This is a genomic window from Amycolatopsis sp. 505 (assembly GCF_031625235.1).
Classification (GTDB): Bacteria; Actinomycetota; Actinomycetes; order Mycobacteriales; family Pseudonocardiaceae; genus Amycolatopsis.
This window is the reverse complement of record NZ_JACKQP010000006.1, coordinates 289,384-315,005: the sequence shown is the minus strand read 5'-3', so window position 1 is coordinate 315,005 and position 25,622 is coordinate 289,384. Positions and strand designations below refer to the sequence as shown.

General features: G+C 69.7%; 22 protein-coding genes and 1 pseudogene. 8 read left to right on the top strand and 15 right to left on the bottom strand.

The window, feature by feature from the left end:
- Positions 1–6: 6 nt before the first annotated feature.
- Together H5965_RS23375 and H5965_RS23370 are read right to left on the bottom strand one after the other, a co-directional pair.
- Positions 7–1,593: pseudogene (locus H5965_RS23375) on the bottom strand (DUF6119 family protein).
- A 267-nt stretch (positions 1,594–1,860) separates the two neighbouring features.
- Positions 1,861–4,482 (bottom strand): valine--tRNA ligase, encoded by a 2,622-nt coding sequence (locus tag H5965_RS23370; protein WP_310972299.1) that lies wholly within the window; start codon positions 4,480–4,482, stop codon positions 1,861–1,863.
- Between the two features lie 56 nt (positions 4,483–4,538).
- Between H5965_RS23370 and H5965_RS23365 the strand changes: the two genes are divergently transcribed.
- The 5 genes from H5965_RS23365 (at position 4,539) to H5965_RS23345 (ending at position 10,081) form a co-directional block, all read left to right on the top strand.
- Positions 4,539–4,832 carry a hypothetical protein gene (locus tag H5965_RS23365; RefSeq protein ID WP_310972297.1) on the top strand — a complete coding sequence of 98 codons (294 nt, stop codon included), beginning with the start codon at positions 4,539–4,541 and terminating at the stop codon, positions 4,830–4,832.
- A 50-nt stretch (positions 4,833–4,882) separates the two neighbouring features.
- Positions 4,883–5,881 (top strand): hypothetical protein, encoded by a 999-nt coding sequence (locus tag H5965_RS23360; RefSeq protein ID WP_310972296.1) that lies wholly within the window; start codon positions 4,883–4,885, stop codon positions 5,879–5,881.
- A 46-nt stretch (positions 5,882–5,927) separates the two neighbouring features.
- The gene (locus H5965_RS23355; protein WP_310972295.1) at positions 5,928–6,365 is read left to right on the top strand and encodes a MarR family transcriptional regulator; all 438 of its coding nucleotides are present in this window, start codon (positions 5,928–5,930) and stop codon (positions 6,363–6,365) included.
- 65 nt (positions 6,366–6,430) lie between these two features.
- Positions 6,431–7,732: an MFS transporter gene (locus H5965_RS23350; protein WP_310972293.1), complete on the top strand. Its 1,302-nt coding sequence runs from the start codon at positions 6,431–6,433 to the stop codon at positions 7,730–7,732.
- Between the two features lie 42 nt (positions 7,733–7,774).
- Entirely contained in the window at positions 7,775–10,081 is a 2,307-nt protein-coding gene (locus H5965_RS23345) for an FdhF/YdeP family oxidoreductase (RefSeq protein ID WP_310972292.1), read from the top strand.
- Here H5965_RS23345 and H5965_RS23340 read toward each other — a convergent pair whose 3' ends face one another.
- The 5 genes from H5965_RS23340 to H5965_RS23320 form a co-directional block, all read right to left on the bottom strand.
- Entirely contained in the window at positions 10,082–10,696 is a 615-nt protein-coding gene (locus tag H5965_RS23340; protein WP_310972291.1) for a hypothetical protein, read from the bottom strand.
- Between the two features lie 253 nt (positions 10,697–10,949).
- The gene (locus tag H5965_RS23335) at positions 10,950–12,371 is read right to left on the bottom strand and encodes an LCP family protein (RefSeq protein ID WP_310972290.1); all 1,422 of its coding nucleotides are present in this window, start codon (positions 12,369–12,371) and stop codon (positions 10,950–10,952) included.
- A 50-nt stretch (positions 12,372–12,421) separates the two neighbouring features.
- Entirely contained in the window at positions 12,422–13,174 is a 753-nt protein-coding gene (locus H5965_RS23330; RefSeq protein WP_310972288.1) for an SDR family oxidoreductase, read from the bottom strand.
- Positions 13,171–13,296 carry a hypothetical protein gene (locus tag H5965_RS23325; RefSeq protein ID WP_279629564.1) on the bottom strand — a complete coding sequence of 42 codons (126 nt, stop codon included), beginning with the start codon at positions 13,294–13,296 and terminating at the stop codon, positions 13,171–13,173. Before H5965_RS23325 ends, H5965_RS23330 begins: the two co-directional genes overlap by 4 nt.
- The gene (locus tag H5965_RS23320) at positions 13,296–14,645 is read right to left on the bottom strand and encodes an OFA family MFS transporter (RefSeq protein ID WP_310972287.1); all 1,350 of its coding nucleotides are present in this window, start codon (positions 14,643–14,645) and stop codon (positions 13,296–13,298) included. Before H5965_RS23320 ends, H5965_RS23325 begins: the two co-directional genes overlap by 1 nt.
- 102 nt (positions 14,646–14,747) lie before the next feature.
- On the opposite strand from H5965_RS23320, the gene fdhD reads away from it, so the two are divergent.
- Complete coding sequence (gene fdhD / locus H5965_RS23315) at positions 14,748–15,572, top strand: formate dehydrogenase accessory sulfurtransferase FdhD (RefSeq protein WP_310972285.1); 825 nt, start codon at positions 14,748–14,750, stop codon at positions 15,570–15,572.
- Positions 15,573–15,756: 184 nt separating this feature from the next.
- Here the strand turns inward: fdhD and H5965_RS23310 are convergent, their stop codons facing one another.
- On the bottom strand, positions 15,757–17,196 hold the full coding sequence (locus H5965_RS23310) for a carotenoid oxygenase family protein (RefSeq protein WP_310972283.1): 1,440 nt from the start codon (positions 17,194–17,196) through the stop codon (positions 15,757–15,759).
- Between the two features lie 63 nt (positions 17,197–17,259).
- On the opposite strand from H5965_RS23310, the gene H5965_RS23305 reads away from it, so the two are divergent.
- Together H5965_RS23305 and H5965_RS23300 are read left to right on the top strand one after the other, a co-directional pair.
- Complete coding sequence (locus H5965_RS23305) at positions 17,260–17,967, top strand: TetR/AcrR family transcriptional regulator (RefSeq protein ID WP_310972282.1); 708 nt, start codon at positions 17,260–17,262, stop codon at positions 17,965–17,967.
- A 77-nt stretch (positions 17,968–18,044) separates the two neighbouring features.
- Positions 18,045–18,998, top strand: a complete 954-nt coding sequence (locus tag H5965_RS23300; protein WP_310972281.1) for an alpha/beta hydrolase-fold protein — start codon at positions 18,045–18,047, stop codon at positions 18,996–18,998.
- Between the two features lie 75 nt (positions 18,999–19,073).
- Here H5965_RS23300 and H5965_RS23295 read toward each other — a convergent pair whose 3' ends face one another.
- The 7 genes from H5965_RS23295 to H5965_RS23265 all read right to left on the bottom strand — a co-directional run bounded on the left by H5965_RS23295 (position 19,074) and on the right by H5965_RS23265 (position 25,557).
- The gene (locus tag H5965_RS23295; protein ID WP_310972280.1) at positions 19,074–19,994 is read right to left on the bottom strand and encodes a sensor histidine kinase; all 921 of its coding nucleotides are present in this window, start codon (positions 19,992–19,994) and stop codon (positions 19,074–19,076) included.
- Positions 19,995–20,047: 53 nt separating this feature from the next.
- Positions 20,048–20,458 (bottom strand): hypothetical protein, encoded by a 411-nt coding sequence (locus H5965_RS23290; RefSeq protein ID WP_310972279.1) that lies wholly within the window; start codon positions 20,456–20,458, stop codon positions 20,048–20,050.
- A 52-nt stretch (positions 20,459–20,510) separates the two neighbouring features.
- Positions 20,511–21,806, bottom strand: coding sequence for an ATP-dependent Clp protease ATP-binding subunit ClpX (gene clpX / locus H5965_RS23285; RefSeq protein WP_004562779.1), 1,296 nt, complete (start codon positions 21,804–21,806; stop codon positions 20,511–20,513).
- A gap of 229 nt (positions 21,807–22,035) precedes the next feature.
- Positions 22,036–22,689 carry an ATP-dependent Clp protease proteolytic subunit gene (locus tag H5965_RS23280; protein WP_310972274.1) on the bottom strand — a complete coding sequence of 218 codons (654 nt, stop codon included), beginning with the start codon at positions 22,687–22,689 and terminating at the stop codon, positions 22,036–22,038.
- A gap of 25 nt (positions 22,690–22,714) precedes the next feature.
- Positions 22,715–23,320 carry a ClpP family protease gene (locus H5965_RS23275; RefSeq protein WP_091320319.1) on the bottom strand — a complete coding sequence of 202 codons (606 nt, stop codon included), beginning with the start codon at positions 23,318–23,320 and terminating at the stop codon, positions 22,715–22,717.
- A gap of 138 nt (positions 23,321–23,458) precedes the next feature.
- Complete coding sequence (tig, locus tag H5965_RS23270) at positions 23,459–24,838, bottom strand: trigger factor (protein ID WP_310972272.1); 1,380 nt, start codon at positions 24,836–24,838, stop codon at positions 23,459–23,461.
- Between the two features lie 128 nt (positions 24,839–24,966).
- Entirely contained in the window at positions 24,967–25,557 is a 591-nt protein-coding gene (locus H5965_RS23265; RefSeq protein ID WP_310972270.1) for a TetR family transcriptional regulator, read from the bottom strand.
- Between the last annotated feature and the right edge of the window lie 65 nt (positions 25,558–25,622).

The following is a 25,622-nucleotide window of genomic DNA, read 5'->3' as shown; positions in this document are numbered from 1 at the left end:
AGGCCCTCACACGATCTGAATCTTGGCTAGCGCGACTCGATAACCAGCCGCTTCGATCTGTCGGGCATGCGCCACCAGGTTGACCTTGCTGAAGAAGAACAGCGACTTTCCCAGCGGGCCGGGTTTCGGCGTCGCGATCGCGTAGACGAACGTCCAGTCCTCACGGCGTCCATACTTCGCGACGCCGTCCAGCCGACGCATGAACTTCATCAGGTGAGCTTGATACTTCTTCTGGTGCATCAACGATGCGGACACGCTTCCCTGCGCGAAAAGGTGCGACAACGTGCTCGACTTCGTCGCGTTCTTGACACACAGGAGCTCTCGAGCCGGCGTGAGAACATCGCAGACTTCGATCCGCTCGTAACGGCTGTACACCAGGTTCCTCTTGTCGAGCAACTGCCACTTGCGACGGCGGGCCAGCCTTTCATTGTACAACCCTTCGGCGGTATCACCCTTTTTACGAGGTTGCAACGCCTTCGGTTCCCATTCCGCCAACCCCAGGCTCACAGTCAGATCCGCCATCTCTTCGACATATTGGTCCACCTCCGCGAGGTAGTCGCGATCAATCCGGAACCATGCTCCTGACGTCAGCGCATAGCGCCCACCATCCGTGTGATCCACCTCGACCTGCACGTAGTCGTAAAGACTGTATCTCCGGTCGACATCTTGTCCATCCTCGTCGAGCGCACAAACCTTGACCTTCTGCAGCACGTCGTCCCACCGCCCGAGCCGATCAAGTGCTCCGTACACAGCTTCCGTGGTCAGCTCATCGAGGTCGACGTACCGGCGAAAGCCCAGGCGCTAGTGGTGGATCGCCACCTGATCGAACGGGTCAGGTGCCGCGAAGGCGAGCGACGAATCTCGTTGGCGCACCAGCTCGGCGACAGCAGCATCCAGCTTCTTGACCAGCGGTTCTCCTTTACTCACCCTGACGAAGTTGTCCAGGAATGGGAAGGTCTCCCGATAAGCCACGCTCTGATAGTGAGCGAAAATCTGCTGCAGCTTCTCGGGCAGCTTACACAAGGAGAACTCCTTGATGTTCAACTTCAAGGAGTCAGCACCCTCGGCACTCGCCGCAAAATCCGGATCACCGACTCGGCCACCGAGTCGGCGGATCCACTCCTCCGCCGGTTCGACACCGAGGTCGACGAACGCGCTCGCAGCAGGCAGAACCGTCTTCTGGCTTCGCCCCGTCCGATTGAATCCTTTGGTGTTCGCACTGGTCACCCGGTCCTGGGCGACAACATTGGCAGTGACCTTCAGACCGAAACCCGGCTCGACAGTCGCGGGCTCCAGGGCGTGGTGTCCCATACCGAAAGTGACTGCAAAAACCCGGTCCTGCAAGCCGACGAGTAGCACCCCTGCACTGGACTGACTCTTCAAGCGGGTCAACCCCGACGGGTCGACCACAATCGGAGTCACGTTGTGCGTCCACGAGGCCTGTCGCGCAGGCTTCGATCGAACGAAGAGCCGCCAGGTCACGCCGTCAGCGTCCGGTGGGTGGACGTCGATTTCCCTGAATCGGATGTGCTCCCGCAGCAGCCCGCGATCGAGCTCCATCTCCGGCCGCAGCAGGTTCAGCGTGATCTGCACGGCGTTCACCTCCTTGACCGACCACGCCGGCGAGCCCGGGATTCGACAGTCGAGACCGCGCACGTCGGCCTTGATGCCTTGACGTGGTGCAGCCTGGTTCGCTCGTGTGCAGCACCGTGTTGCACTCTGCCGCTCAGTTTCACTCGGAGGACGTACAAGTCGTAACAGGACGGTCGTCGACGACGACTCAGCCTGATCGAGCTCCTTCAACCGGGTACGACAAAGCCCGGCGCTCCGCAAACCGAGCACCGGGCTTTGTCCACGACCTCAGGAAGCCGGAAGAGCCGCCAGCCGCGCCGTGATGCGGTCGATGTCCGCCGCCGCTGTCTCCTTGCGGGTTTTGATCTTGGCCACCACCTGCTCCGGGGCCTTGGCGATGAATGCCTCGTTGCCGAGCTTCGCCTCCGTCTGCGACAGCTCCTTCTCCGCTGCCGCGAGGTCCTTCTGGAGACGCTTGCGCTCGGCCGCCACGTCGACCGTTCCCGACAGGTCCAGCTCCACCGTCACGATCCCGGCCGCCAGGGCCACCTCCAGCGAGGCGCTCGCCGCGAACTCGGGCGACGGCTCGGTCAAGCGGACCAGCGAACGGATCGCCGGTTCGTGGCCGCCCTCGTAACCCGCCAAGCGGGCCGCCACCTTCTGGCCCGGCTTCAGGCCCTGGTCCGCCCGGAAGCGGCGGATCTCCGTCACCAGCTTCTGGACGTCGGCGATCCGCGCGTCGGCCACCGCGTCGGCGTAACCCCGCGAAGCAGAAGGCCACGAAGCGACCACCAGCGACTCGCCACCGGTCAGTGCCGTCCAGAGTTTCTCGGTGATGAACGGGATGAACGGGTGCAGCAGCCTGAGCACCGTGTCCAGCACATGCCCGAGGACAGCGCGTGTTGCGGAAACCCGGGAGGGGTCTCCTTGGTACAGCTGGACCTTCGCCAGCTCCAGGTACCAGTCGCACAGCTCGTTCCAGGTGAACTGGTAGAGCGCGCCCGCCACCTTCGCGAACTGGAAGTCCTCGAACAGGCCGTCCACTTCGGACACCAGCGCGGCCAGGCGGCCCAGGATCCAGCGGTCCGCCTCCGTCAGGTCGGCAGCGGCAGGCAGCGGCGAAGCGACCGAAGCGCCGTTCATCATCGCGAACTTCGTCGCGTTCCACAGCTTCGTGCAGAAGTTGCGGGAGCCCGCCGCCCACTCGTCGGCCAGGGCCATGTCCGCGCCCGGGTTCGCGCCGCGGGCCAGGGTGAACCTGGTGGCGTCCGCGCCGTACGCGTCCATCCACTCCAGCGGGTCGATCACGTTCCCGCGCGACTTCGACATCTTCTTGCCCTGCGCGTCGCGGATCAGGCCGTGCAGGTACACGTGGTCGAACGGCTGCGCACCTTGCATCTGGTGCACGCCGAACATCATCATCCGGACCACCCAGAAGAACAGGATGTCGTAGCCCGTCGACAGCACGCTCGTCGGGTAGAACTTGGCCAGGTCTTCCGAAGAAGACGGCCAGCCCAGCGTCGACATCGGCCACAGGCCCGACGAGAACCACGTGTCCAGCACGTCCGGGTCCTGCGTCCAGCCCTCACCGGCCGGCGGCTGCTCGTCCGGGCCCACGCACACGACCTCGCCGTCCGGCCCGTAGTACACCGGGATGCGGTGGCCCCACCACAGCTGGCGCGAGATCGTCCAGTCGTGCATGTTGTCGACCCAGTCGAAGTAACGCTTGCCCAGCTCCGGCGGGTGGATCTTGGTGCGGCCGTCGCGGACCGCGTCGCCCGCCAGCTTGGCCAGCTCCTCGACCTTGACCCACCACTGGAGCGACAGCCGCGGCTCGACCACCGTGTCACAGCGGGAGCAGTGCCCGACCGCGTGCACGTACGGCCGCTTCTCCGCGACGATCCGGCCCAGCTCGCGCAGCGCCGCGACGATCGCCGGACGCGCCTCGAACCGGTCGAGGCCCTCGAACGGCCCCGGCGCGGTGATCTCCGCGCGCTCGTTCATGATCGTCAGCATCGGCAGGTCGTGCCGGCGGCCGATCTCGAAGTCGTTCGGGTCGTGCGCCGGGGTGACCTTCACCGCACCCGTGCCGAACTCCGGGTCGACGTGCTTGTCGGCCACGATCGGGATGCGGCGGCCGGTCAGCGGCAGCTCGACCTCGGTGCCGACCAGGTGCGCGTACCGCTCGTCGTCCGGGTGGACGGCGACCGCGGTGTCGCCCAGCATCGTCTCCGCGCGGGTGGTCGCGACCACGATCGCGCTGTCGCCGTCGCCGTAGCGGATGGACACGAGTTCGCCGTCGTCGTCGTTGTGGTCGACCTCGATGTCCGACAGCGCCGTCTGGCAGCGCGGGCACCAGTTGATGATCCGCTCGGCCCGGTAGATCAGGCCCTCGTCGTAGAAGTTCTTGAACACCGTCTGGACGGCCTTCGACAGGTTCTCGTCCATGGTGAACCGCTCGCGCGACCAGTCGACGCCGTCGCCGAGGCGCTTCATCTGGCCGAGGATCTTGCCGCCGTACTCGGCCTTCCACTCCCAGACGCGCTCGACGAACTTCTCGCGGCCCAGGTCGTGGCGGGAAAGGCCCTCGCCGGCCAGCTGGCGCTCGACGACGTTCTGCGTCGCGATGCCGGCGTGGTCCATGCCCGGCAGCCACAGCACCTCGTAGCCCTGCATCCGGCGGCGGCGGCTCATCGCGTCCATCAACGTGTGGTTGAGGGCATGGCCCATGTGCAGCGAACCGGTTACGTTCGGCGGCGGCAGTACGATCGAGAACGGCGGCTTCCCCGACGAGGCGTCGGCCGTGAAGTACCCGGCCGCTACCCAGCGGTCGTACATCGGTGCTTCCTCGGCGGCCGGGTCCCAGGCACCCGGAAGGTCGGTGGTCTGCTGCGGAGCGTTCTCGGTCACAATGGACAAGTCTACGAACCCGTCACGGCGGGTCACCCAGGGGGAAGGCACTCGGGATGGCAGAGCCTCAGCAGCCGCAGGATCCGGACGACCGGCGCCTCGAGACGCACCCGGACCTGATGAACCCGGACTGGCAGAAGTACGCCGCCCGGGACGCCTGGCTGGGCGCGAAGAAGGACCTCAAGAAGCGCCGCAAGCGCGAGCGCCGGGCGGGCGGGTACCAGCAGCCGGGGCAGAGCCGCTGGCCGGGCGTGCTCGCCCTGCTCATCGTGGTCGGGCTGGTCGCCGCGGCGATCATCGTGCACCAGCTGCAGGGCGTCGGCGTCAACGAATTCGCGTATTTCGGGTAACACCCGTCCCCCGGCGTCGATGATCAGACGTCGACCTTGGGGGGACGCACGTGGACGAGGACAACCTGCTCGAATCGCACCCGGACCTGATGGACCCGGACTGGCGCAAGCACGCGCGGACCGACGCGTGGCTGGGCGCCAAAAAAGACCGCAAGCAGTTCCGCAAGCAGCAGAAACGCGCCTCGCGCGGCCCACGCCGCCGCTGGTGGGTCTTCGCCGTGTTCCTGCTCATCCTCGCCGTGACCACCACGGCCATCGTGCTGCTCGGCCGCCGGCCCGCCCACGACGCCGGGCCGCCGGACCCGACGTCGGTGCCGGACGTCGCCCCGGTCGACCTGGCCCGGCCGTACGCGCACACCCCCGCCGACGTCTGGCCCAAGGGTGTGGACGGCATCACGTCCCCCGCCGCGGCCGCCGTCGGTGCCTTCAAGGCCGACGCGGTCGGCGCCGCGTACGCCAAGGTCAAGCAGGCCATCACCGCCGCGCACCTCGACCCGGCGGTCCTGACCGGGCACGACGGCAAGGCGTATGCGGCCTTGTTCGCGCCCGACGACCGCGACCAGATCCTCCCGGAGCTGGCCAAGAAGCCGGACAAGGACAAGGGCGGCTTCGCGGCGTACCTCACCGAGATCGCCGACGGGTACCACCTGCTCGACGCGGGCCCCCGCACCTTCGGCACGCTCGCCGCGCGCGCCGGTGCCAAGCCCGGTGAGCTGGTCGTCGAGGCGAAGTACACGGTCGCCTACGCCTTCGACCACGCCCACCCCAAGGAGCTCATGAGCCCCGCCGAGATCGTGACGTTCGAACGCCGTGACGAGACGTACGTCGTCCGGAGCGGTTCGTCGTTCGAGCAGGGCAGTCAGGGGCTGTGGCTCGACAGCGGCTCCATCGCGTACTCGTCGGTGGGCTGCGCCGCCGCCAAGGAGGGCTACCTGGCGCCCGGCTACGCGAACCCGCCGTCGCCCGTTCCCGCGTCCGGCCACCAGGACGCGCCCGGCTACTACGACCCGAAGTACCCGGTCCCGACCATCGACGGCTGCCCCGACTGAGCCGAGCCAAGATGCACAGTCCGGACTGCACAGTTAAACTGTGTACATGGGCGAAGTACCTCCGCACGTCGCCGAGAGCGCCGGCTGGATCCGCGGGGTCGTCGGGCAGCTGCACCGGCGGCTCCGCCACGTCGACAACGCCGGGGTCCTGACACCGTCGCAGTCCGCCGTGCTCCACCGGCTCCTCCGCGAAGGGCCGGCCACGCAGGGCGAGCTCGCCGCCGCCGAGCACGTGCGGCAGCAGTCGATGGCCGCCACCCTCGGCGTCCTCGACGAGCTCGGCTACCTCACCCGCGCACCCGATCCGGCCGACCGGCGGCGGGTGGTGATCAGCCTGTCCGACACCGGGCGCGACACCGTGCGCGGCATCCAGCAGCACCGCGACGAGTGGCTGGCCCAGGCCCTGCTGGACGAGCTGTCCCCCGCCGAGCTCGACGCCGTCACGCGCGCCCTGCCGCTGCTGCAGCGCGTCGCCGAACACTGAAGGAGTTCCTCACGAGCACCGTCACCGCCCCCGCCAAGTTCGGCGCCCGCCTGGTCACCCCGCTGGTGGCCGGCGCGGTGCTCAACCCGATCAACTCCACGCTCATCGCCGTCGCGCTCGTGCCGATCGGCCAGAGCTTCGGCGCCGGCCCCGGGCAGACCGCCTGGCTGATCTCCGCGCTCTACCTGGCCACCGCGGTCGGCCAGCCGGTGGTCGGCCTGCTGGTCGACCGGCACGGCGCCCGCCGCGTCCTGCTCGGCGGCGCGACCCTGGTGATCATCGCCGGGATCGCGGGCCTGATCCCGCTCTCCGTCGGCTGGCTGACCGGCGTGCGCGTGGTCCTCGGCCTGGGCACGTGTGCCGGGTTCCCGGCCGCGATGGCCGTGCTGCGCCACCACGCCGAAGCGAGCGGCCAAGGCGTTCCGGCGCGGGTGCTGTCGCTGCTTTCGATGTCCGCGCAGACGGTGATGGTGATCGGCCCGACGCTGGGCGGCGTGCTGATCGGGCTCTTCGGCTGGCCGGCGATCTTCGCCGTGAACATCCCGCTGGCCGGGTTGTCGCTGGTCCTGGCGCTGCTGTGGGTGCCGAAGGACGACCGCGGCGAGCGCACGGCCACCCGGATCGACGTGCTCGGCATCGTGCTGTTCTCCGCGACCCTGCTCGCGCTCCTGTTCTTCCTGATGGACCCGGGCGCCGAGGTCTGGCTGCTCGCCGTGGTGGCCGCCTTCGGGACCGCCTTCACGCTGGTCGAGCTCCGGCGCGACACGCCGTTCCTCGACCTGCGGATGCTCGCCGCCAACAGCGCGATCCTGCGGACGTACCTGCGGCAGGCGCTGAGCTTCATGGCCATCTACGCGATCATGTTCGGGTACGTCCAGTGGCTGGAGACCGCCCGGCAGCTGTCGGAGGAGGCCGCCGGGCTGATGCTGCTGCCGATGTCGGGCACCGCCGTCTGCGCCGCGGCGTTCTCCGGGCGCGCGTCCGGCATCAAGGCGCGGCTGGTCACCGTCGCGGTGGCCCTGGCCGGCGGCTCGGCGCTGCTGTTGCTCGTCCACGACGGCACCTGGGTCGGCGCGCTGCTCGCCCTGGCCGCGCTGTTCGGCCTCGCCCAGGGCCTGACCAGCGTCGCGAACCAGACGACGCTCTACCGCGAGGCACCCGCCGAGCAGATGGGTACCGCGAGCGGGTTGTTCCGCACGGCCCAGTACCTCGGCGCGATCGTGGCCTCGACGCTCATCGCGCTCTGCTATGGCCCGCACGCGGACTCGGCCGGGTTGCACCGGCTGGCCGTCGCGCTGGTCGTCATCAGCGCGCTGCTGCTGGTGGTCACCGTCGCCGACCGCGGGTTGCGTGCGGCCGAACGCTGACCCCTGTTAGCGCGCGCGATCATCGAGGCGCACGATGGGTGCATGACCCGTGAAGCGCCGGCGCAGGACGTGGACGAAACCCGCCTCGAGGTGGGCAAGCCGAAGGGCTGGGCGGCCGGGATACCCGGTGTCGCCGTGTCGCTCGCGCGCAGCGTCGAGCAGATGGGCACCGGCCGGACGATCAAGGCGCTGCGGCTGCTGAACCAGCGGGAAGGCTTCGACTGCCCGGGCTGCGCGTGGCCGGAACCGCGCGAGGTCGACGGCGAGAAGCGCAAGCTGGCCGAATTCTGCGAGAACGGCGCCAAGGCCGTCGCGGAGGAAGCCACGAAACGGCGGGTGGACCGCGAGTTCTTCGCCCGGCACCCGATCGGCGAGCTGGAGACCAAGACCGACTACTGGCTGGGCCAGCAGGGCCGGATCACCGAGCCGTTCGTGCTGCGCGCGGGCGCCACGCACTACGAGCCGATCTCCTGGGAGGCCGCGTTCGAGCTGGTCGCGGGCGAGCTCAAGGCGCTGACCGACCCGAACGAGGCGATCTTCTACACCTCCGGCCGCACCAGCAACGAGGCCGCGTTCCTCTACCAGCTGCTGGTGCGTTCCTTCGGCACCAACAACCTCCCCGACTGCTCCAACATGTGCCACGAGTCCTCGGGCGCGGCGCTGTCGGCCACCACCGGCGTCGGCAAGGGTTCGGTGAGCCTGGCCGACATCCACAAGGCCGACCTGATCGTCGTCGTCGGGCAGAATCCGGGCACCAACCACCCGCGGATGCTCTCGGCCCTCGAAGAGGCCAAGGGCAACGGCGCGAAGATCATCGCGGTGAACCCGCTGCCCGAAGCCGGGCTGATGCGGTTCAAGAACCCGCAGAACGTCCGCGGCGTCGTCGGCAAGGGCACCCCGCTGGCCGACGAGTTCGTCCAGGTCCGCCTCGGCGGCGACCTGGCGCTGTTCCAGGCCGTCGGGCACCTGCTGCTGGCCTGGGACGCCGAAGCGCCCGGCGCGATCGTCGACCGCGAGTTCGTCGACCGGGTCACCGAGGGCTTCGACGACTACGCGAAGCACCTGCGGGAGATCGACTGGCCGGAGATCGAGCGCGCGACCGGCCTCCCCCGCGCGCAGATCGAGCGCGTCGCCCGGATGATCGCCTCTTCCGAGCGCACCATCTACTGCTGGGCGATGGGCCTGACGCAGCACAAGCACGCGGTGCCGACGATCTCCGAGATCGCGAACCTCGCCCTGATGCGCGGCATGATCGGCAAGCCCGGCGCCGGCCTGTGCCCGGTGCGCGGGCACTCGAACGTCCAGGGCGACCGGACGATGGGCATCTGGGAGAAGATGCCGCAGTCCTTCATGGACGCCCTGGCCGGCGAGTTCGGCATCGAGGTCCCGCGCGAGCACGGCTTCGACACCGTCGACGCGATCCGGGCGATGCGCGACGGCCGCGGCAAGGTGTTCTTCGCCGTCGGCGGCAACTTCGCCTCCGCGACGCCGGACTCGGAGCTGACCGAGAAGGCGCTGCGGTCGTGCGCGCTGACCGTGCACGTCTCGACGAAGCTGAACCGCTCCCACGTCGTCCACGGCCGCACCGCGCTGATCCTGCCGACGCTCGGCCGCACCGAGCGGGACGTCCAGGCGAGCGGCGAGCAGTTCGTCACGGTCGAGGACTCGATGTCGCAGGTGCACACCTCGCGCGGGCGGCTCAAGCCGGCGAGCGAGCACCTGCTCTCGGAGGTCGCCATCGTCTGCCGGCTGGCCGAGACGCTGTTCGGCGCGGGGCACGCGGTGCCGTGGCGGACGTTCGAGACCGACTACGACCTGATCCGCGACCGGATCTCGCGGGTGGTGCCGGGCTGCCAGGACTACAACCGCCGCGTCCGCGAGCCGGACGGCTTCGTGCTGCCGCACGCCCCGCGCGACTCCCGCGAGTTCACCGGGACCGCCAACGGCAAGGGCAACTTCACCGTCTCGGAGCTGGAGTACCCGCAGGCGCCGGAGGGCCGCCTGCTGCTGCAGACCATGCGCAGCCACGACCAGTACAACACCACGATCTACGGGCTCTCGGACCGCTACCGCGGGATCGAGAACGCCCGCCGCGTGGTGCTGGTCAACCCGGACGACCTCGCGGCGCTCGGCCTGGCCGACGGCGCCGAGGTCGACCTGGTCTCCGAGTGGCGGGACGGTGACCGCCGGGCGCCGGCGTTCCGGGTCGTCGCGTACCCGACCGCGCGCGGCTGCGCGGCGGCGTACTTCCCGGAGGCGAACGCGCTGGTGCCGCTGGACTCGGTGGCGGACAAGTCGAACACGCCGGTGTCGAAGGCGATCGTGGTGCGGCTCGAACCCCGGCCCTGATCAGCCCTGGAAGTCCTTCTCCAGGGTGCCGGTCATGTCCGTGACCACGGCCTGCACGCTGTCCAGCGTCGCGGGCGGGATCAGCGCGGCCTCGGTCCCGCCGTCGGCGATGGCCAGGCCCAGCACGACGTTCCCGGTCCGCACGGCGGCCCACTGCTCGGAGAAGCCGGCCTCGTCACCGACCCCGGTGACGAGCCGGACGCCCGAGTGGTCGCCGAGCGCGTCGGTCATCAGCTGGCTGGCCTTGGCGGAAGCCTCGTCCGCGTCGGACTGCGTGAACCGCACGACGGCGATCGTGATCACCCGGTAGTCCTGCAGGTTCGGCTTGCCGCCGCCGAGGTCGCGCGCGTACAGCTTGCGGCAGGTGGTGACCTCGTTGTCCTCGCTGGCGTGGTCTTCGGGGATGACCTTGGACTCGGCGGCCTTCACCGAGTCGACCGGGATCTCGACGGTTCCCGGCGCGAGCTGCTGCTCCGCGTTCGGGCCGGGCAGCCGGCAGGCGTCGATCGCGCCCGGGTAGTGCACCGAAGCGGACGCCGACTGGCACCCGGCACAAAGAACGGCTGAAGCGAGGACGGGCAAGATCCACCCGCCCCGGGCGACGCTGCTGCGCATAAATTCCGGACTTTCCGTATTCCCTGACATCGGTTTTCCAAGATCACCCACCGATCGGGTGAGCTTTCCGCCGTCACGAGGTCCTGTCCGCCGACGGTCACCGCACCCTGCCTCACCAGCGCGGCAGCGTCAAGACCACTGACCCGGGTGGTCCACCGTGGTCCAGTCGAACCGTGATCTCGGGAATTCTTCGCGTATTTCAGGGATTCGACGGAAAATACGACACTTCGCCGTCGATCAATTCACCGGTGGCTCAATCCACGCAGACGACGCCGTTCGACGTGATGGGCTCGTCCGAGGCGCCCCCGGGCGCGCCGCCGCCCGCGGCCGCGCCGGGACCGGAGTAGACCGACCCGAGGACCACCTCGATGTGGCCGGCCGGCACCGACGCCGCCTGCTGCGTCGTCAGCCCGCCCAGCGCCTTCGCCACCTCGGCGCCACGCCCGGCCAGGTCGGGACCGAACCGGACCAGCGACGTCCGCCGGGAGGCGGCGTTGCCCGCCGGGCTCGCCGTGAACCCCTTCTCGCGCAGCACGCCCGCCACGCGGGCCGCGAGGCCTTCCTTCGAACTCGCGTTGGAGACGTCGACGGTGACCGCCGCGGCCGGCGCCGACGTCCCCGGGGCGGTGGGCGCGGCGCTTCCGATCAGGCTCGCCGCGAAGGCCTTCACCGCCGCCGGGTCGACCTGGACCGCCGTCGCCCGCGGGTTGGCCGAGTCGTACCGGTAGTCGACGTTGACGACCGGGATCGTCGCGAACTGGATCCCGCCGCCGCTGACCCCGCGCATCTGCCCGACGAAGTCGAGCAGGTTCCACGAGTCGTCCAGCACCACCGAGCGCTTCACGGCCTCGATCAGGTCGGACAGCTTGCCCGGATCGGCCAGCGTGCCCGCCGAGAGCACCTGCCGGGCCAGCCCGGCGAGGAAGACCTGCTGACGCCGGACGCGGGCCAAGTCGGTGCCCGGGAGGCCGTCGCGCTGCCGGACGAAGGCGAGCGCGTCCGCGCCGGCGACACGCTGCGGGCCGGCCGGGAAGTCCGCGCCCGAGTTCTTGTCCTTGGTGGCTTCCTTGAGGCAGACGTCGACGCCGCCGATGGCCTTGCTGATCTCGTAGAAGCTCAGCAGGTTGACTTCGGCGAAGTGGTCGATCTTCACCCCGGTGAGGCCCTCGACCGCCTGGCGGGTCGCCCGCCGGGCGGCGGTGAGCGCGGCCTGGTCGATCTTCTTCTTGTCGGTCTCCCCCGCCTTGCGCAGCCGCCCCGCTTCGGCGGCCTTCGCCCGCCCGAACGCGGCGTTGATCTTGCCCTTCCCGCCCGGCATCGAGACGTAGCTGTCCCGCGGGATGGAGAACGCTTTCACCTCTTTCGTGCCGTTCGGGATCCGCAGCACGATCAGGGTGTCGGTGAGGTCGTCGCCGTTGGCGCCGGCCCGCAGCTCGCGCAGCACTTCCGGGGCCAGCGGATTGCCCTGGTTGTCGCTGCGGGAGTCCCGGCCGACCAGCAGGATGTCGAGCGAGCCGTCGGCGGGCTGCTCACCCGGCTTCGTCTCGCCGTCCGCGTCGATGACGCTGTCGCGCGACACCTCGTCGAGGGCGCGGAGGTTCACGTAGCCGTACGCCGTGCCGCCGAACACGACGAGGGCCAGCCCGGCGACGGCGATCTTCCCCAGTACATGCACGCCCCCTGGACGCCCGGGCCTCGGACACCGCTGCACGGGTGAGAGCCAGGTCACATCCGCAGGTGTGAGGCTCCGTTGAGGTCGAGGATCGTCCCGGACGCCCAGGTCGCTTCGGCCGAGGCCAGGTAGACGACGGCCGCGGCGACCTCCTCGGGCGTGCCGACCCGCCCGAACGGGCTTTGCGCGCGCAGCGTGTCGTCGATCCGGTCGGCGACCCGCTCGGTGGCGGTGAAGCCGGGCGCCACCGACGTCACGGAGATGCCGTGGGGCGCGAGGGAGACGGCGAGCGACTGGCCGAGCGCGTGCAGCGCGGCCTTGCTCGCCCCGTACGCGGGGTGGTCGGGTTCGCCCTTGAACGCCCCGCGCGACCCGATGTTGACGATCCGGCCCGGCGCCCCGCGCCCGATGAGGTGCCGGGCGACGCAGTAGCTGAGGTTCGCGGCCCCGGCGAGGTTGACGTCGAGGGTGCGCCGCCAGATCCGCTGCCAGTCCGCATAGGACACACCGGCGACCGGGTGCGCGGTCTCGGCCGACGTCGCGACGGCGGCGTTGTTGACCAGGACGTCGACGCCGCCGAGCCCGGCTTCGGCCGCGTCGGCGATCTTGCGGACCGCCTCGGGATCGGCCAGGTCACCGCCGATCAGCACGTGCCCTTCGCCGGGGAGCGCTTTCAGCGTCTCCTCGGCATCCGCGGCGCGGTGTCCGTAGTGGACGGCCACCCGGTCACCGCGCGCCGCGAACGCCGTGGCCACCGCGCGCCCGATTCCGCGGGACGCGCCGGTGACGAGAACTCCCCTGCTCATCCGAACAGCTGGACCAGCTTCAGGAACAGCTGGTAGACGCCGTAGCCGAAGGGGATTACCACCCACGCCCAGGCCAGCACAATCAGCGGCATCCGGTTGGGGTTCGCCGACGGTTCGCTCATCACGCCTCACTCCTCGCGGCCGCGGGGACCGGCTCGTGGAACTTCTCCTTGACCGGGCGGACCAGCTCGTTGGCCACGAAGCCGACCACGAGCAGGCCGATCATGATGTAGAACGACGTCGTGTAGAGGTCCGGGCCGGACTTGCCCGCCGCCTTTTCGCTGTCGGCGATGCGGTTGACGATCAGCGGGCCGAGCACGCCCGCCACCGACCACGCGGTGAGCAGCCGGCCGTGGATCGCGCCCACCTGGTAGGTGCCGAAGAGGTCCTTCAGGTACGCCGGGACCGTCGCGAACCCGCCGCCGTAGAACGACAGGATCACCATCGCGCACAGGATGAACACGAGCTTCGACGAGTTCTGCGTCAGCGCGATCACCAGGTACAGCAGTGCGCCGACACCGAGGTACGTGCGGTAGATGTTCTTGCGCCCGACCAGGTCCGAAGTGGACGACCAGACGAACCGGCCGAGCATGTTGCACAGCGACAGCAGCGCGACGAACCCGGCCGCCGCGGCCGTGCCGACCGGGGTGGAGGTGCTCTTGAAGAAGTCCACGATCATCGGGGAGGCCTTCTCCAGGATCCCGATGCCCGCGGTGACGTTGAAGCACAGGACGACCCAGAGGCACCAGAACTGCGGCGTCTTGATCGCGTTGGCGGCCGAGACGTTCGCCGTGCTGATCATCGCCTTGCCGTGGTCGGTCTTCGGCTCCCAGCCCGCGGGCTTCCAGTCGTCGGCGGGCACCCGCACGAGCAGCCAGCCCATTGACATGAAGACCGCGTAGACGACGCCGTGGACCAGGAACGCCGTCGCGATGGTGCTCGTGGTCGGCGCGGTGCCGAGCATCGACGACGACCACGGCGAGGCGATCAGCGCGCCACCGCCGAAGCCCATGATCGCGATGCCGGTGGCCATGCCCGGCCGGTCCGGGAACCACTTGATCAGCGTCGACACCGGCGAGATGTAGCCGATGCCGAGCCCGATGCCGCCGACGCCGCCGTAGCCGGCGACCACCAGCCAGAACTGCCCGGTCGCCACGCCGAGCGCGGAAATGAGGAAGCCGCTGGCGAAGCAGCACATCGACACGAACATCGCCCAGCGCGGGCCGTTCTTTTCGACGAGCGTGCCGCCGAACGCGGCGGACAGGCCGAGCATGACGATGCCGAGCTGGAACGGCAGCGAGCTCTGCGTGCCGTTGAGGTGCATCGTCTTCTCGAGCGGGGTCTTGAAGACGCTCCACGCGTAGGCCTGCCCGATCGACAGGTGTACCGACAGGGCCGCCGGCGGCACCAGCCAGCGCGTCCAGCTCGGCGGTGCCACGATCCGGGATCGGTCCAGGAAGCCGAGAGCCATCGGTTCCCTCCGTATTCTGGGGATGATGGTGGGAATGTATTACTAAATCACCGGTGTTGCACCATACGAGTGTCGAACTTTCGGGCAGCGAAGGGTGTGCTGATGGGCAGGGTGACCGTGCGCAGGCCGGTGCGGCGGATTTCCGCGACCGGGGACCGGCGCCGCCCCGACGCGCTGGCCGCCGAAGAGCCCCTGGAGCTGCGGGTCGGCGGCCGGGCGCTGGCCGTCACCATGCGCACCCCCGGGCACGACGTCGAGCTGGCCCACGGCTTCCTGCTGTCCGAGGGCGTGATCGGCGGGCGTTCGGACGTGGCCGTCGCCCGCTACTGCGACGGCGTCGACGACCAGGGCCGCAACACCTACAACGTGCTGGACGTCGCGCTGGCCGACGGCGTCCCGCCGCCGGACACCGGGGTCGAGCGCAACTTCTACACGACGTCGTCCTGCGGGGTCTGCGGCAAGGCGGCGCTGGACGCGGTCAAGCTCCGCACGCGCTTCTCCCCCGCGTCGGCGGCGTTCACGGTGAAGAGCTCGGTGCTCGCTGGCCTGCCCGACTCGCTGCGCGCCCGCCAGAAGGTGTTCGCCAGCACGGGCGGCCTCCACGCGGCGGCGCTGTTCACCCCGGACGGCTCGCTGGCCGTCGTCCGCGAAGACGTCGGCCGGCACAACGCGGTCGACAAGGTGCTGGGCTGGGCGGTCCTCGAGGACCGGATCCCGGCGCCGGACCACGGCCTCCTGGTGTCCGGGCGGGCATCGTTCGAGCTGGTCCAGAAGGCGGCGATGGCGGGCATCGGCCTGCTGGCCGCGGTGTCGGCCCCGTCGTCACTGGCGGTGGAGCTGGCCGAGGAGAACGGCATGACCCTGGTCGGCTTCCTCCGCGGCGACTCGATGAACCTCTACACGGGCGACCACCGCATCCTGGCCTGAGCCTCGCCGTGTCGTCTCTCCAATCACGCGTGTCGACCCTTCAATCACGCGTGTCGACCCTTCAATCACGTGTGTCGGCCCTTCGATCACGGGGTTCCGCGGCTCGGTGGGCCGAGCGTCGTGCGCGAAAGGTCGACACGCGTGATCAGGAAGTCGACACGCGTGATTGAAGAGTCGACACGGTTCAGGCCGAGGGCACCCAGTTGCCGTGGAAGCCGTTGGGCACTCGGTCCGGCAGGTGGATCGCTGCCACTGTCTCCAGTGTCTCGGCGTCCAGGATCGTCAGGTCGCTGCGCTGGGTGGCCGGGTCGAAGACGAAGCCCAGCAGGACGCCGTCGTCCTCCGGTGCGTCGTCGTGGCGAGGGACGAACACGAACTCGCCCGGCTGGCGGCCCGCTCCGAACGCGCGCTCGTCGCGGGCGCCCGTGTGGAAGTCGTGCTTGAACAGGGAGCCGCCGGGGTCGGCGCCGCCGTCGGCCGACATCGCGTAGCCGTAGCGGTGGCGGCGGCCGACCAGGCGCTCGTCGACGCGCGGGAACTCCTGGCCCCGGTCGTCGAGGCGCTCTTCCAGGACCTTGCCCGCCGCCAGGTCGACCGTCCAGCGGTCCAGGGTCGGGCCGCCCTCGTCCGGGCCGTGCAGCTGCGTGGCGAACATCTTCGGGTGGCGGACGACGTCCAGCACGACGCTGTCGCCGTCGTCGTAGGCGTTGAGCGGGTGGAAGACGTAGCACGGCTCGACGTCGAACCAGCGGACGTCCCGGCTGCCGCCCTCCCGCGGCATGATCCCGATCCGTGCCGGGTACTTCGGGTTCCAGCGGTACGGCAGGCCGCCGTTCGCGCCGATCTTGCCCGCCATCATCGCGGTCACCGGGTCCGGCACGCGGACCTTGCCGACCATGGCCGACACCACCAGCTTCGCCGGCGTGCGCAGCACCGCCGGCACGCTGGCGGCCACCGCCATCTCGGCGTCGAACGTCACCGGCAGGTCGTAGAAGACGACGTGGTGCTCGGTCAGCGAGAAGTCGTGCATCATCGGCGAGCCGGTGACCTCGACGTCGACCGTGCGGCGGGCGCGCCCGGCCGGGTCGATCACCGAGTACTGAACCTTGTTCCCCATGCCGAAGAAGTACGAGACGGCGTGCAGCTCACCGGTGCGCGGGTCGCGCTTGGGGTGGGCGGTGTAGCCGCCCGGGAGCGTGCCGTCGAAGTCGCAGCGGGCGACGGTGTCGAGCTCGTCGGTCAGCTCGTAGATCGGCGCGCCCGCCTCGACCAGGGCGAGGGTCTTGCCCGCGTGGCCGATGACGTTGGTGTTCGCGCTGAGCGCGTCCAGCCCGCAGAACCGGCTCGCGTCCTCGCCGTTCAGCGTCGCCGCGACGGCGGGGTTGCGGACCCACCGGTTGCGGTACCACTCGGCCTTCCCGTCGCGCAGGCGCACGCCGTGGACCATGCCGTCGCCCATGAACCAGTGGTAGGCCGCCGGGTCCACTTCGGACAGCGGGTTGGGGCCGTTGCGCAGGTAGCGGCCGTCGAGGAACTCCGGGATCCGGCCGGTGACGGCGAGGTCGGTGATCGTGTGCTCCCGGCTGACGGGGGCGAAGTTGCCCTCGAGGAACTTGTTGCCCATACGACCCCCTCCATAACTTGGTTATGGCTTCAGGTATAACAGGGTTATGGGATACTGGCAAGCATGAGCCCCAAATCGCGCGCGACCGACGTCAAGGTCCGCCTCGTCGAGGCCGCCATCCGCCTGCTCGACGAGAACGGCCCCGAAGCACTGCAGGCCCGCAAGCTGGCGGCCGAGGTCGGCGTCTCGACGATGGCCGTCTACACCCACTTCGGCGGGATGTCGGCGCTGGTCGACGAGGTCGCGCGGGCCGGGTTCCTGCGGCTGTCGGAATGGCTGGCCCAGGTCGAGGAGACCGACGACCCGGTGGCGGACATCTTCAGCATGGCCCGCACCTACCGGCAGGCGGTCGCCGAGCAGCCGCAGCTGTTCGCGGTGACGTTCGGCCAGTCCGCGCCCGGCGGCAAGCGGGCGACGCTGTCCGACCTCACCACCGAGGAAGGCCGCGAAGCCGCTCAGGAGGGGCTGGAGGCGTTCACCCACATCGTCCGGGCGACCGCGCGGGCGATCGCGGCCGGCCGGTTCCGGCCCGTCGACGAGTACCAGGCCGCCGCCCAGCTCTGGAGCGCGCTGCACGGATTCGTCACACTGGAGGCGTCGGGTCACTTCGGCCCCGGTGAACAGGGCATAAACCACATTTTGATCCCCCTCGGGATCACCATGGCGGTGGGTCTCGGGGACACTGTGGACCGGGCCGGGCGCTCGGCCGAGGCCGCGAAGGCGGCTTGGCGGGCGAAGACCGGAAACGCCGGGCAGGGTGATAACGAATAACCCGGTGAACGGGGCGCGAGGGAACGCGGAGCGGGTGCGCGGCGTCCTTATCGAGGGGCCAGGGGGACGGAGACAGGGTGAACGAGCACAACGGGGACGCGGAGCCGGCCGGAGCGGTCGTCGAGGCGGTCCAGGGCGCCCGGCGGTGGATGGGCCGCCGGTCGGTACTGATCGCGGGCGCGTCCGGGCTGGCCGTGACCGGGCTGGCCGTCGGCACCGCGACCGGCAAGCTGCCGTTCAGCCAGGCCCTGCAGCGGACGCTCGGCGTGACGTCGTCGAACCCGACGACCCAGCTGGGCAGCACGCGGGTCGAGCGCGTCTACTCCGCCGCACGCGGCCGGATGGTCGACCTGGTGTTCATCCTGCCATCGAAGACCCCGCCGAAGGGGCTGCCGATGTCGCTCGCGCTGCACGGCCTGCACGGCAACGCTCGCAGCGCCGTGCCCACCGGCACGCTCAAGCAGCTCGCCAGCGACGTCGCCCGCAAGGCGGTCCCGGCGTTCGGCTTCGTGGCCGTCGACGGCGGCGACAACTACTGGCACCAGGTGCACCCGGGCGACGACCCGATGGCCATGCTGCTGGAGGAGGTTCCGCAGTGGCTGCGCGCCCGCGGCTTCGCCGGCCCGACCGGCCAGCCGTTCGCCTGCACGGGCATGTCGATGGGCGGGTTCGGCGCGCTGGTGTACACCCGCCGCCGGGTCGAGCGGCGCCAGCCGCCCGCCGCCGTCGCGACGCTGGCCCCGGCGCTGATCACGTCGTGGCCGGAGATGGCCAAGCGCCACATCTTCACCGGCATCCAGGACTGGACGGCGCTGGACCCGCTGCGCCACATCGACGAGACCAAGGGCGTGGCCAACGGCATCTGGTGCGGCACGGAGGACTCGTTCATCACCGGCGTCCGCCGCTACATCGAGGCCGCCCACCCGGCGGTCGCCCACACCGCCCACGGCAAGCACGGCGACCCGTTCAACCGCACGGTGGTGCCCAGCTTGATCAGCTTCCTCGGCAAGCACGTCCCCCGCGCCGCCTGACGCCGTACCCGGCCGGACGACACGCGTACCCCGACGGACGACACGCGTACTCAGCCGGACGACACGGCTGTCCGTTCAGCGGGTGAAGTGGATGCGGGTGGTCGTGCGGCCCGGGACCCAGTACGTGCGGACCAGGTCGGCCAGGCGGTTGACCAGCAGGAGGCCCCGGCCGCCCAGGGTCGCCGCCGGGGGTGGGATGCGGCCGGTCAGGGGTTCGGCGATCGTGCCGGTGTCGCTCACCTCGCCGACCACCTGGGTCGCCTCCGCCCACAACCGCAGCACTCCGGTGCCGCCGCCGTAGAGGACGCTGTTCGTCGTCAGCTCGGCGATCGCCAGGGCGAAGTCGTCGCGGCGGGGCCTGCGAAGGCCGTGGCGGGCGGCCCAGATCTCCGCGAAGCCGCGCAGCGAGGCCAGGTGCCCGAGGTCGAACCCGCGCTCGACCGCACCCGCCGGCGGTTCGAGCGGCCGGGTGAAGTCCGCGCGGACGCCGTCGGGGTCGAAGCGCGGGCTGATGAACGGGCCGGCCAGGCCCCACAGCTCCGGGTGGGTGCGCTCGGCGTCGGCCAGGACCGGCGGGGGCAGCGCCCCGACGTCGTACGGACAGAGCACCGCCAGGTCACGGCCCGCGAAGGCGTTGTTGATCAGGGCTTCGTGCACCACGCACGCCGGGTACTCGGTGTCCGTGCGACCGGCCCAGATCGGCTCGCCCACGATGCGCACCGGGCCGTCGTGCTCCTCCGCGAAGGCGTGCAGCACCGACGGCAGGATCGCGCCGGGGTTGCGGCCCGCGCGGTGCATGTCGATGAAGCGCACTTCGCCGGCCCGGTCTTCCAGGGCCTTCTCGATCAGCAGCAGGTTGCCGCCGGGAACGGCGACGGCCGCGGGCTCACCTCGGTCGAGACCTTCGAGCAGGAAGGGAATGACACCATCCAGGTACTCGGTGTCACCGCGATAGAAGAGTGCCGGATGCCGGAACGGTCTGAGGGCATCTACCACCCGAGAGGCCTACCCCACCGCCGAGGGCCTCAAACCCTCCGGATGTCGGGACTTCACTCCACCCAACGGCCGACGACCGAGATCAGCCAGAAGCCGACCAGCGTCGCCAGGGCGAACAGCAGCACCCAGTTGAACAGCTGACGCCGCTCCGTCACGCCGCGGGCCTGCCGCAGCCCGTAGGCCGCGACGACGAACAACGGCACCGGGATCAGCGGCAACGGCGACAGCCGGGACACGACGGCGACGACGCACGTGCCGGTGAACACGGCCAGCATGCCCATCAGCACGCGGTGCAGCCACGGGTACCGGTCGGCGACGGACGCGATCACGCGCTCGCTCAGCTCACGGAACCCCAGCACCGGCCCGGCCGGGGTGGTCCCGGCGGGTTCCGGGGCCGGCGGCGCCGGCGCTTGCACGCCGCCGCCGGTCGCGGCCCCGGAACCCGGGAAGGAGTCAGCAGTCATTCAGCTTTCCTGTCGGGTCTCCGGGCCGGGCGGCCCGGAGACGCCCGGCCTGTCAGGCCGACTTCTCGCCGCGCTCGCTGCGCGCGCGCCGCGTCGGCTGCCGGGCGACGATCGTCGGGTTCACGTTCTCCCGGACGGTCTGCTCGGTGATGACGACCTTCGCCACGTCGTCGCGGCTCGGGATGTCGTACATCACCGGCTGGAGCACTTCTTCCATGATCGCACGCAGCCCGCGGGCACCGGTCCCGCGCAGGACCGCCTGGTCGGCGATGGCCTCGAGCGCGGTCTTGGTGAACTCGAGCTCGACGTTGTCCATCTCGAAGAGCTTCTTGTACTGCTTCACCAGGGCGTTGCGCGGCTGGGTGAGGATGTTGACCAGCGAGTCCTTGTCCAGGTGGTTCACCGTCGCCACGACCGGGAGGCGGCCGATGAACTCCGGGATCAGCCCGAACTTGATCAGGTCCTCCGGCATCGTGTCGGAGAAGACGTCGCTCTCCTCGATCTCGGACTTCGTGCGGATCTCCGCGCCGAAGCCGAGGCCGCGCTTGCCGACCCGCTCGTTGATGATCTTCTCCAGCCCGGCGAACGCGCCGGCCACGATGAACAGCACGTTCGTCGTGTCGATCTGGATGAACTCCTGGTGCGGGTGCTTGCGGCCGCCCTGCGGCGGGACCGAGGCGGTGGTGCCCTCGAGGATCTTCAGCAGCGCCTGCTGGACGCCTTCGCCGGAGACGTCCCGGGTGATCGAGGGGTTCTCGCTCTTGCGGGCGATCTTGTCGACCTCGTCGATGTAGATGATCCCGGTCTCGGCCCGCTTGACGTCGTAGTCCGCCGCCTGGATGAGCTTGAGCAGGATGTTTTCGACGTCTTCGCCGACGTAGCCCGCTTCGGTCAGCGCCGTGGCGTCCGCGATGGCGAACGGCACGTTCAGCAGCTTCGCGAGCGTCTGCGCCAGGTAGGTCTTGCCACACCCGGTGGGACCGAGCATCAGGATGTTCGACTTGGCGAGCTCGACCGACTCCTCCTTGGAGTCCTTCGGCCCGGCCTTGTCATCCGCCTGGATGCGCTTGTAGTGGTTGTAGACCGCCACCGCGAGCGTCCGCTTGGCGTCTTCCTGGCCGATGATGTACTGCTCGAGGAACTCGTGGATGTCGGCGGGCTTGGGCAGCTCGTCGAGCTTGACGTCGCCGGCCTCGGCCAGCTCCTCCTCGATGATCTCATTGCAGAGGTCGATGCACTCATCGCAGATGTAGACCCCGGGGCCGGCAATGAGCTTCTTCACCTGCTTCTGGCTCTTCCCGCAGAAAGAACACTTCAGCAGGTCTCCGCCGTCACCGATCCGTGCCATGGCCGTTGACCTCGTCCCCTCCGGCGCGGGTTTCCGCGCCTGACGTGTGTTGCGACGGTGCGACCCCCCGGCGCGGTGACCGGGTGCGAGCCTCACACATTGCCACTGACGGTACCCGTCCGATGCCGCGAGCGGGAACACCCACGAGCTCCGGGAGCACGTCAGAGGACGACCCTAAACCAGGATGCCGGTGTGTGTCGTCTTCTCGGCACACACCGGCCTGGCGGATCTACAGAGCCGACGCCTTACGGTACGGCAGCACCTCGTCGATGATGCCGTACGCCTTGGCCTCTTCGGCCGTGAGGATCTTGTCGCGCTCGATGTCGGTCCGGATCTGGTCCGGGTCCTTGTTCGTGTGCTTGGCCAGGATGACCTCCATCTGGCGCCGCACCCGCTGGATCTCGTTGGCCTGGATCTCCAGGTCGGAGACCTGGCCGTAGGTGCCCTCGGTGGCCGGCTGGTGGATCAGCACGCGGGAGTTCGGCAGCGCGTAGCGCTTGCCGGGCGTGCCGGCCGACAGCAGCACGGCGGCGGCCGAGGCGGCCTGGCCGAGACAGTACGTCTGGATGTCCGGGCGGACGAACTGCATGGTGTCGTAGATCGCCATCAGCGAGGTGAACGAGCCACCCGGCGAGTTGATGTAGACCAGGATGTCGCGGTCCGGGTCCTCGTGCTCGAGGTGCAGCAGCTGGGCCATCACGTCGTTGGCCGACGCGTCGTCCACCTGCACGCCGAGGAAGATGACCCGCTCTTCGTACAGCTTGTTGTACGGGTTCGACTCCTTGACGCCGTAGCTGGTCCGCTCCACGTACGACGGCAGGATGTACCGCGACTGGGGGATGCTCGGGCCCTGGAAGTCACCCGGGAGCCTGAAATTGGTCATCGAAAGTCTCCTTGGTGCTTCGGGCTCAGCGGGAGCCCGGACGGGCGATGTCGGCGGTGAGGACGTGGTCCACGAAGCCGTAGTCCTTCGCCTCCTGGGCGGTGAACCAGCGGTCGCGGTCGCCGTCCTTGATGATCTGCTCGACCGTCTGCCCGGTCTGGTCCGCGGTGATCCGGGCCAGCTCCTGCTTCCACTTGTTGAACAGGTCCGCCTGGATCGCGATGTCCGACGCCGTGCCGCCGACCCCGGCCGAGGGCTGGTGCATCAGGATGCGGGCGTGCGGGAGCGCGTAGCGCTTGCCCGGGGTGCCCGAGGAGAGCAGGAACTGCCCCATCGAGGCCGCCATGCCCATCGCGTAGGTCGCGACGTCCGGGCGGATCAGCTGCATGGTGTCGTAGATGGCGAACCCGGCGGTGACCGAGCCACCCGGCGAGTTGATGTAGAAGCGGATGTCGGACTCGGCGTCGTCGGCGTCGAGCAGCAACAGCTGCGCGGTGATCCGGTTGGCGACCTCGTCGTTGACCTCGGAACCGAGGACGACGATGCGCTCCTGGAGCAACCGCTCGAACACCGAGTCGGTGAGGTTGAGCCCTGCGGTGCCGGTCCGCGCCTCGGGCGTGTGCTGCGTCACGTCTGCCTGCCTTTTCGCCGGCGGTGGCCCGGTGCTGACGGCCACCGCTGTCGTTTCAGATGCTTGAGATCTTGTATCCGACCCTAACGAACTTGGGCGGTGCAGAATGCCTGACACCGCCCAAGTTCGCTCACAGCTTCACTCCGCCGGAGTCTTCGCCGTTTCGTCGGTGACCTGCGTCTCCTCGGCTGCCGGCTCGTCGCTGCCGAACAGCTCCGAGAGGTCCACCTCGGCGCCGGAGCCGTCGGTGACGGCCGCCTTGCGGACCACCGAGGCGAGGGCCTTGCCGCGGCGCACGTCGGCGTAGATCGCGGTCAGCTGGCCGGACTGCTGGGCGCGCTGGACGTACTCGTCCGGGCTGATCCCGAAGCGCTGGGCCTGGTAGATGATCCGCTCGGTGAGCTCGCCGTCGTTGACCGAGACCTCTTCCTTGTCGGCGATGGTGTCCAGCAGCAGCTGCGTGCGGACGGCCTTCTCCGACTCGGTGCGGGTCTCCGCGTCGAACTCTTCCAGCGTGCGGCCTTCGGCCTCGAGGGCCTTCGCGAACTGGGCCTCGTCGTGGTCGAACGGGTGGATCGCGTCGTGCTTGCGGTTCTCGATCTCGGCGTCGAGGACCTTCTCCGGGATCGGCACCTCGGTGCGCTCCAGGAGCTCGTCGAGCACCTTGTCGCGGGCCTGGACGCCCTGCTGCATCTTCTTGACGCGGCCGAGCCGCTCGCGCAGGTCGTTCTTGAGCTCTTCGATCGTGTCGAACTCGCTGGCCATCTGGGCGAACTCGTCGTCGGCCTCGGGCAGCTCGCGGGTCTTGACCGACTGGACGGTCACGGTCACCTCGGCGTCCTTGCCGGCGTGCTCCCCGGCGACGAGCTGGGTGGTGAACGTCTTGGTCTCGCCGGCGTTCGCGCCGACGATCGCCTCGTCGATGCCGTCGACGAGCTGGCCGGAGCCGATCTCGTAGGACAGCCCGCTGGTGCTGGCCTCCTCGACGGCCTCGCCGTCGACGGTGGCGGACAGGTCGATCGAAACGAAGTCGCCGTTCTCGGCCGGGCGCTCGACGCCGGTCAGCGTGCCGAAGCGGGCGCGCAGCTCGTCGAGCTGCTCGTCGACCTCCGCGTCGGTCAGCTCGACGTCGTCGACGGTGATCGCGAAGCCGTCCAGGTCGGGCAGCTCGATCTCCGGGCGCACGTCGACCTCGGCGGTGAACTCGAGCACGTCGCGGTCCTCGAGCTTGGTCACGTCGAACTCGGGGTTGCCGAGCGTGCGGACCTCGTTGGCGCGGACGGCCTCGATGTACTTGGCCGGGATGGCCTCGTTGACGACCTCGTCGAGCACCGGGCCGCGCCCGATCCGGCTTTCCAGGACGCGAGCGGGCGCCTTGCCGGGCCGGAAGCCCGGGATGCGCACCTGCTGGGCGATCTTGCGGTAGGCGCGGTCGAAGTTCGGCTTGAGCTCGTCGAACGGCACCTCGACATTGATCTTGACTCGCGTCGGGCTGAGCTGCTCGACGGTGCTCTTCAAGGTCTTCTCCTCGAGCGGTAACGATTGTGGTGGACAATCCTGCGGAAATGGCCCCGGTCAGGTACAGGCCGGGACGTCCGAGTCTAGGCCAGTGGCCTTCGCCACCGGGCCGGGGGCCACCTGCGAGGTCAGGCGCCCAGCATCCGGCCGATCACCCAGCGCATCCGCCCGCTCGCCTGCGCCACCGAGCCGCTCGGCTGCACGAGGTGGGAGAGCAGCAGCCGGACCATCGCCTCGACCGCGACCGTCCACTCCGAGAGGGTCAACCCGGTCTCCGGGTAGCACCGCGCGAGCAGGGCCGCGATCGTGCCGACCGAGCGCTCGAGCACGCCTTCGGGCCGGGTGGTCAGCAGCGGGAGGAAGTCGTCGCCGCCGCCCTTCGGGCAGCCGAGCGCGATGACGATGAGCGGGTTGACCCGGGCGGCTTCGAGGGTCTGGCGGAACGCGGCGGTGATGCCGTCGACGGGGGCGCCCGGGTGGGCGGTGACGACCTCGGTCACGCGCTCGGCGAAGCGCTCGGTTTCCCGGAGCACCAACGCCTCCGCCAGTTCGGCCTTGGAGCCGAGTTCGTTGTAGACGGTCTGCCTGCTGACGCCGACGTGCGCGGCCAGCTTGCCCATCGTCACCGCGGCCCAGCCGTCGCCGGCGATCAGGTCGGCGGCCGCGTCCAGCAGCCGGTCGCGGGTGCGCGCGGGGGCGGGATGGGTGACGGCCTTCACAAGGGCAGCTTACCCAGCGCTTGCGTTCGGCTGGCCGAGACCTTTTTTCGAAGCGTGGTGCAACG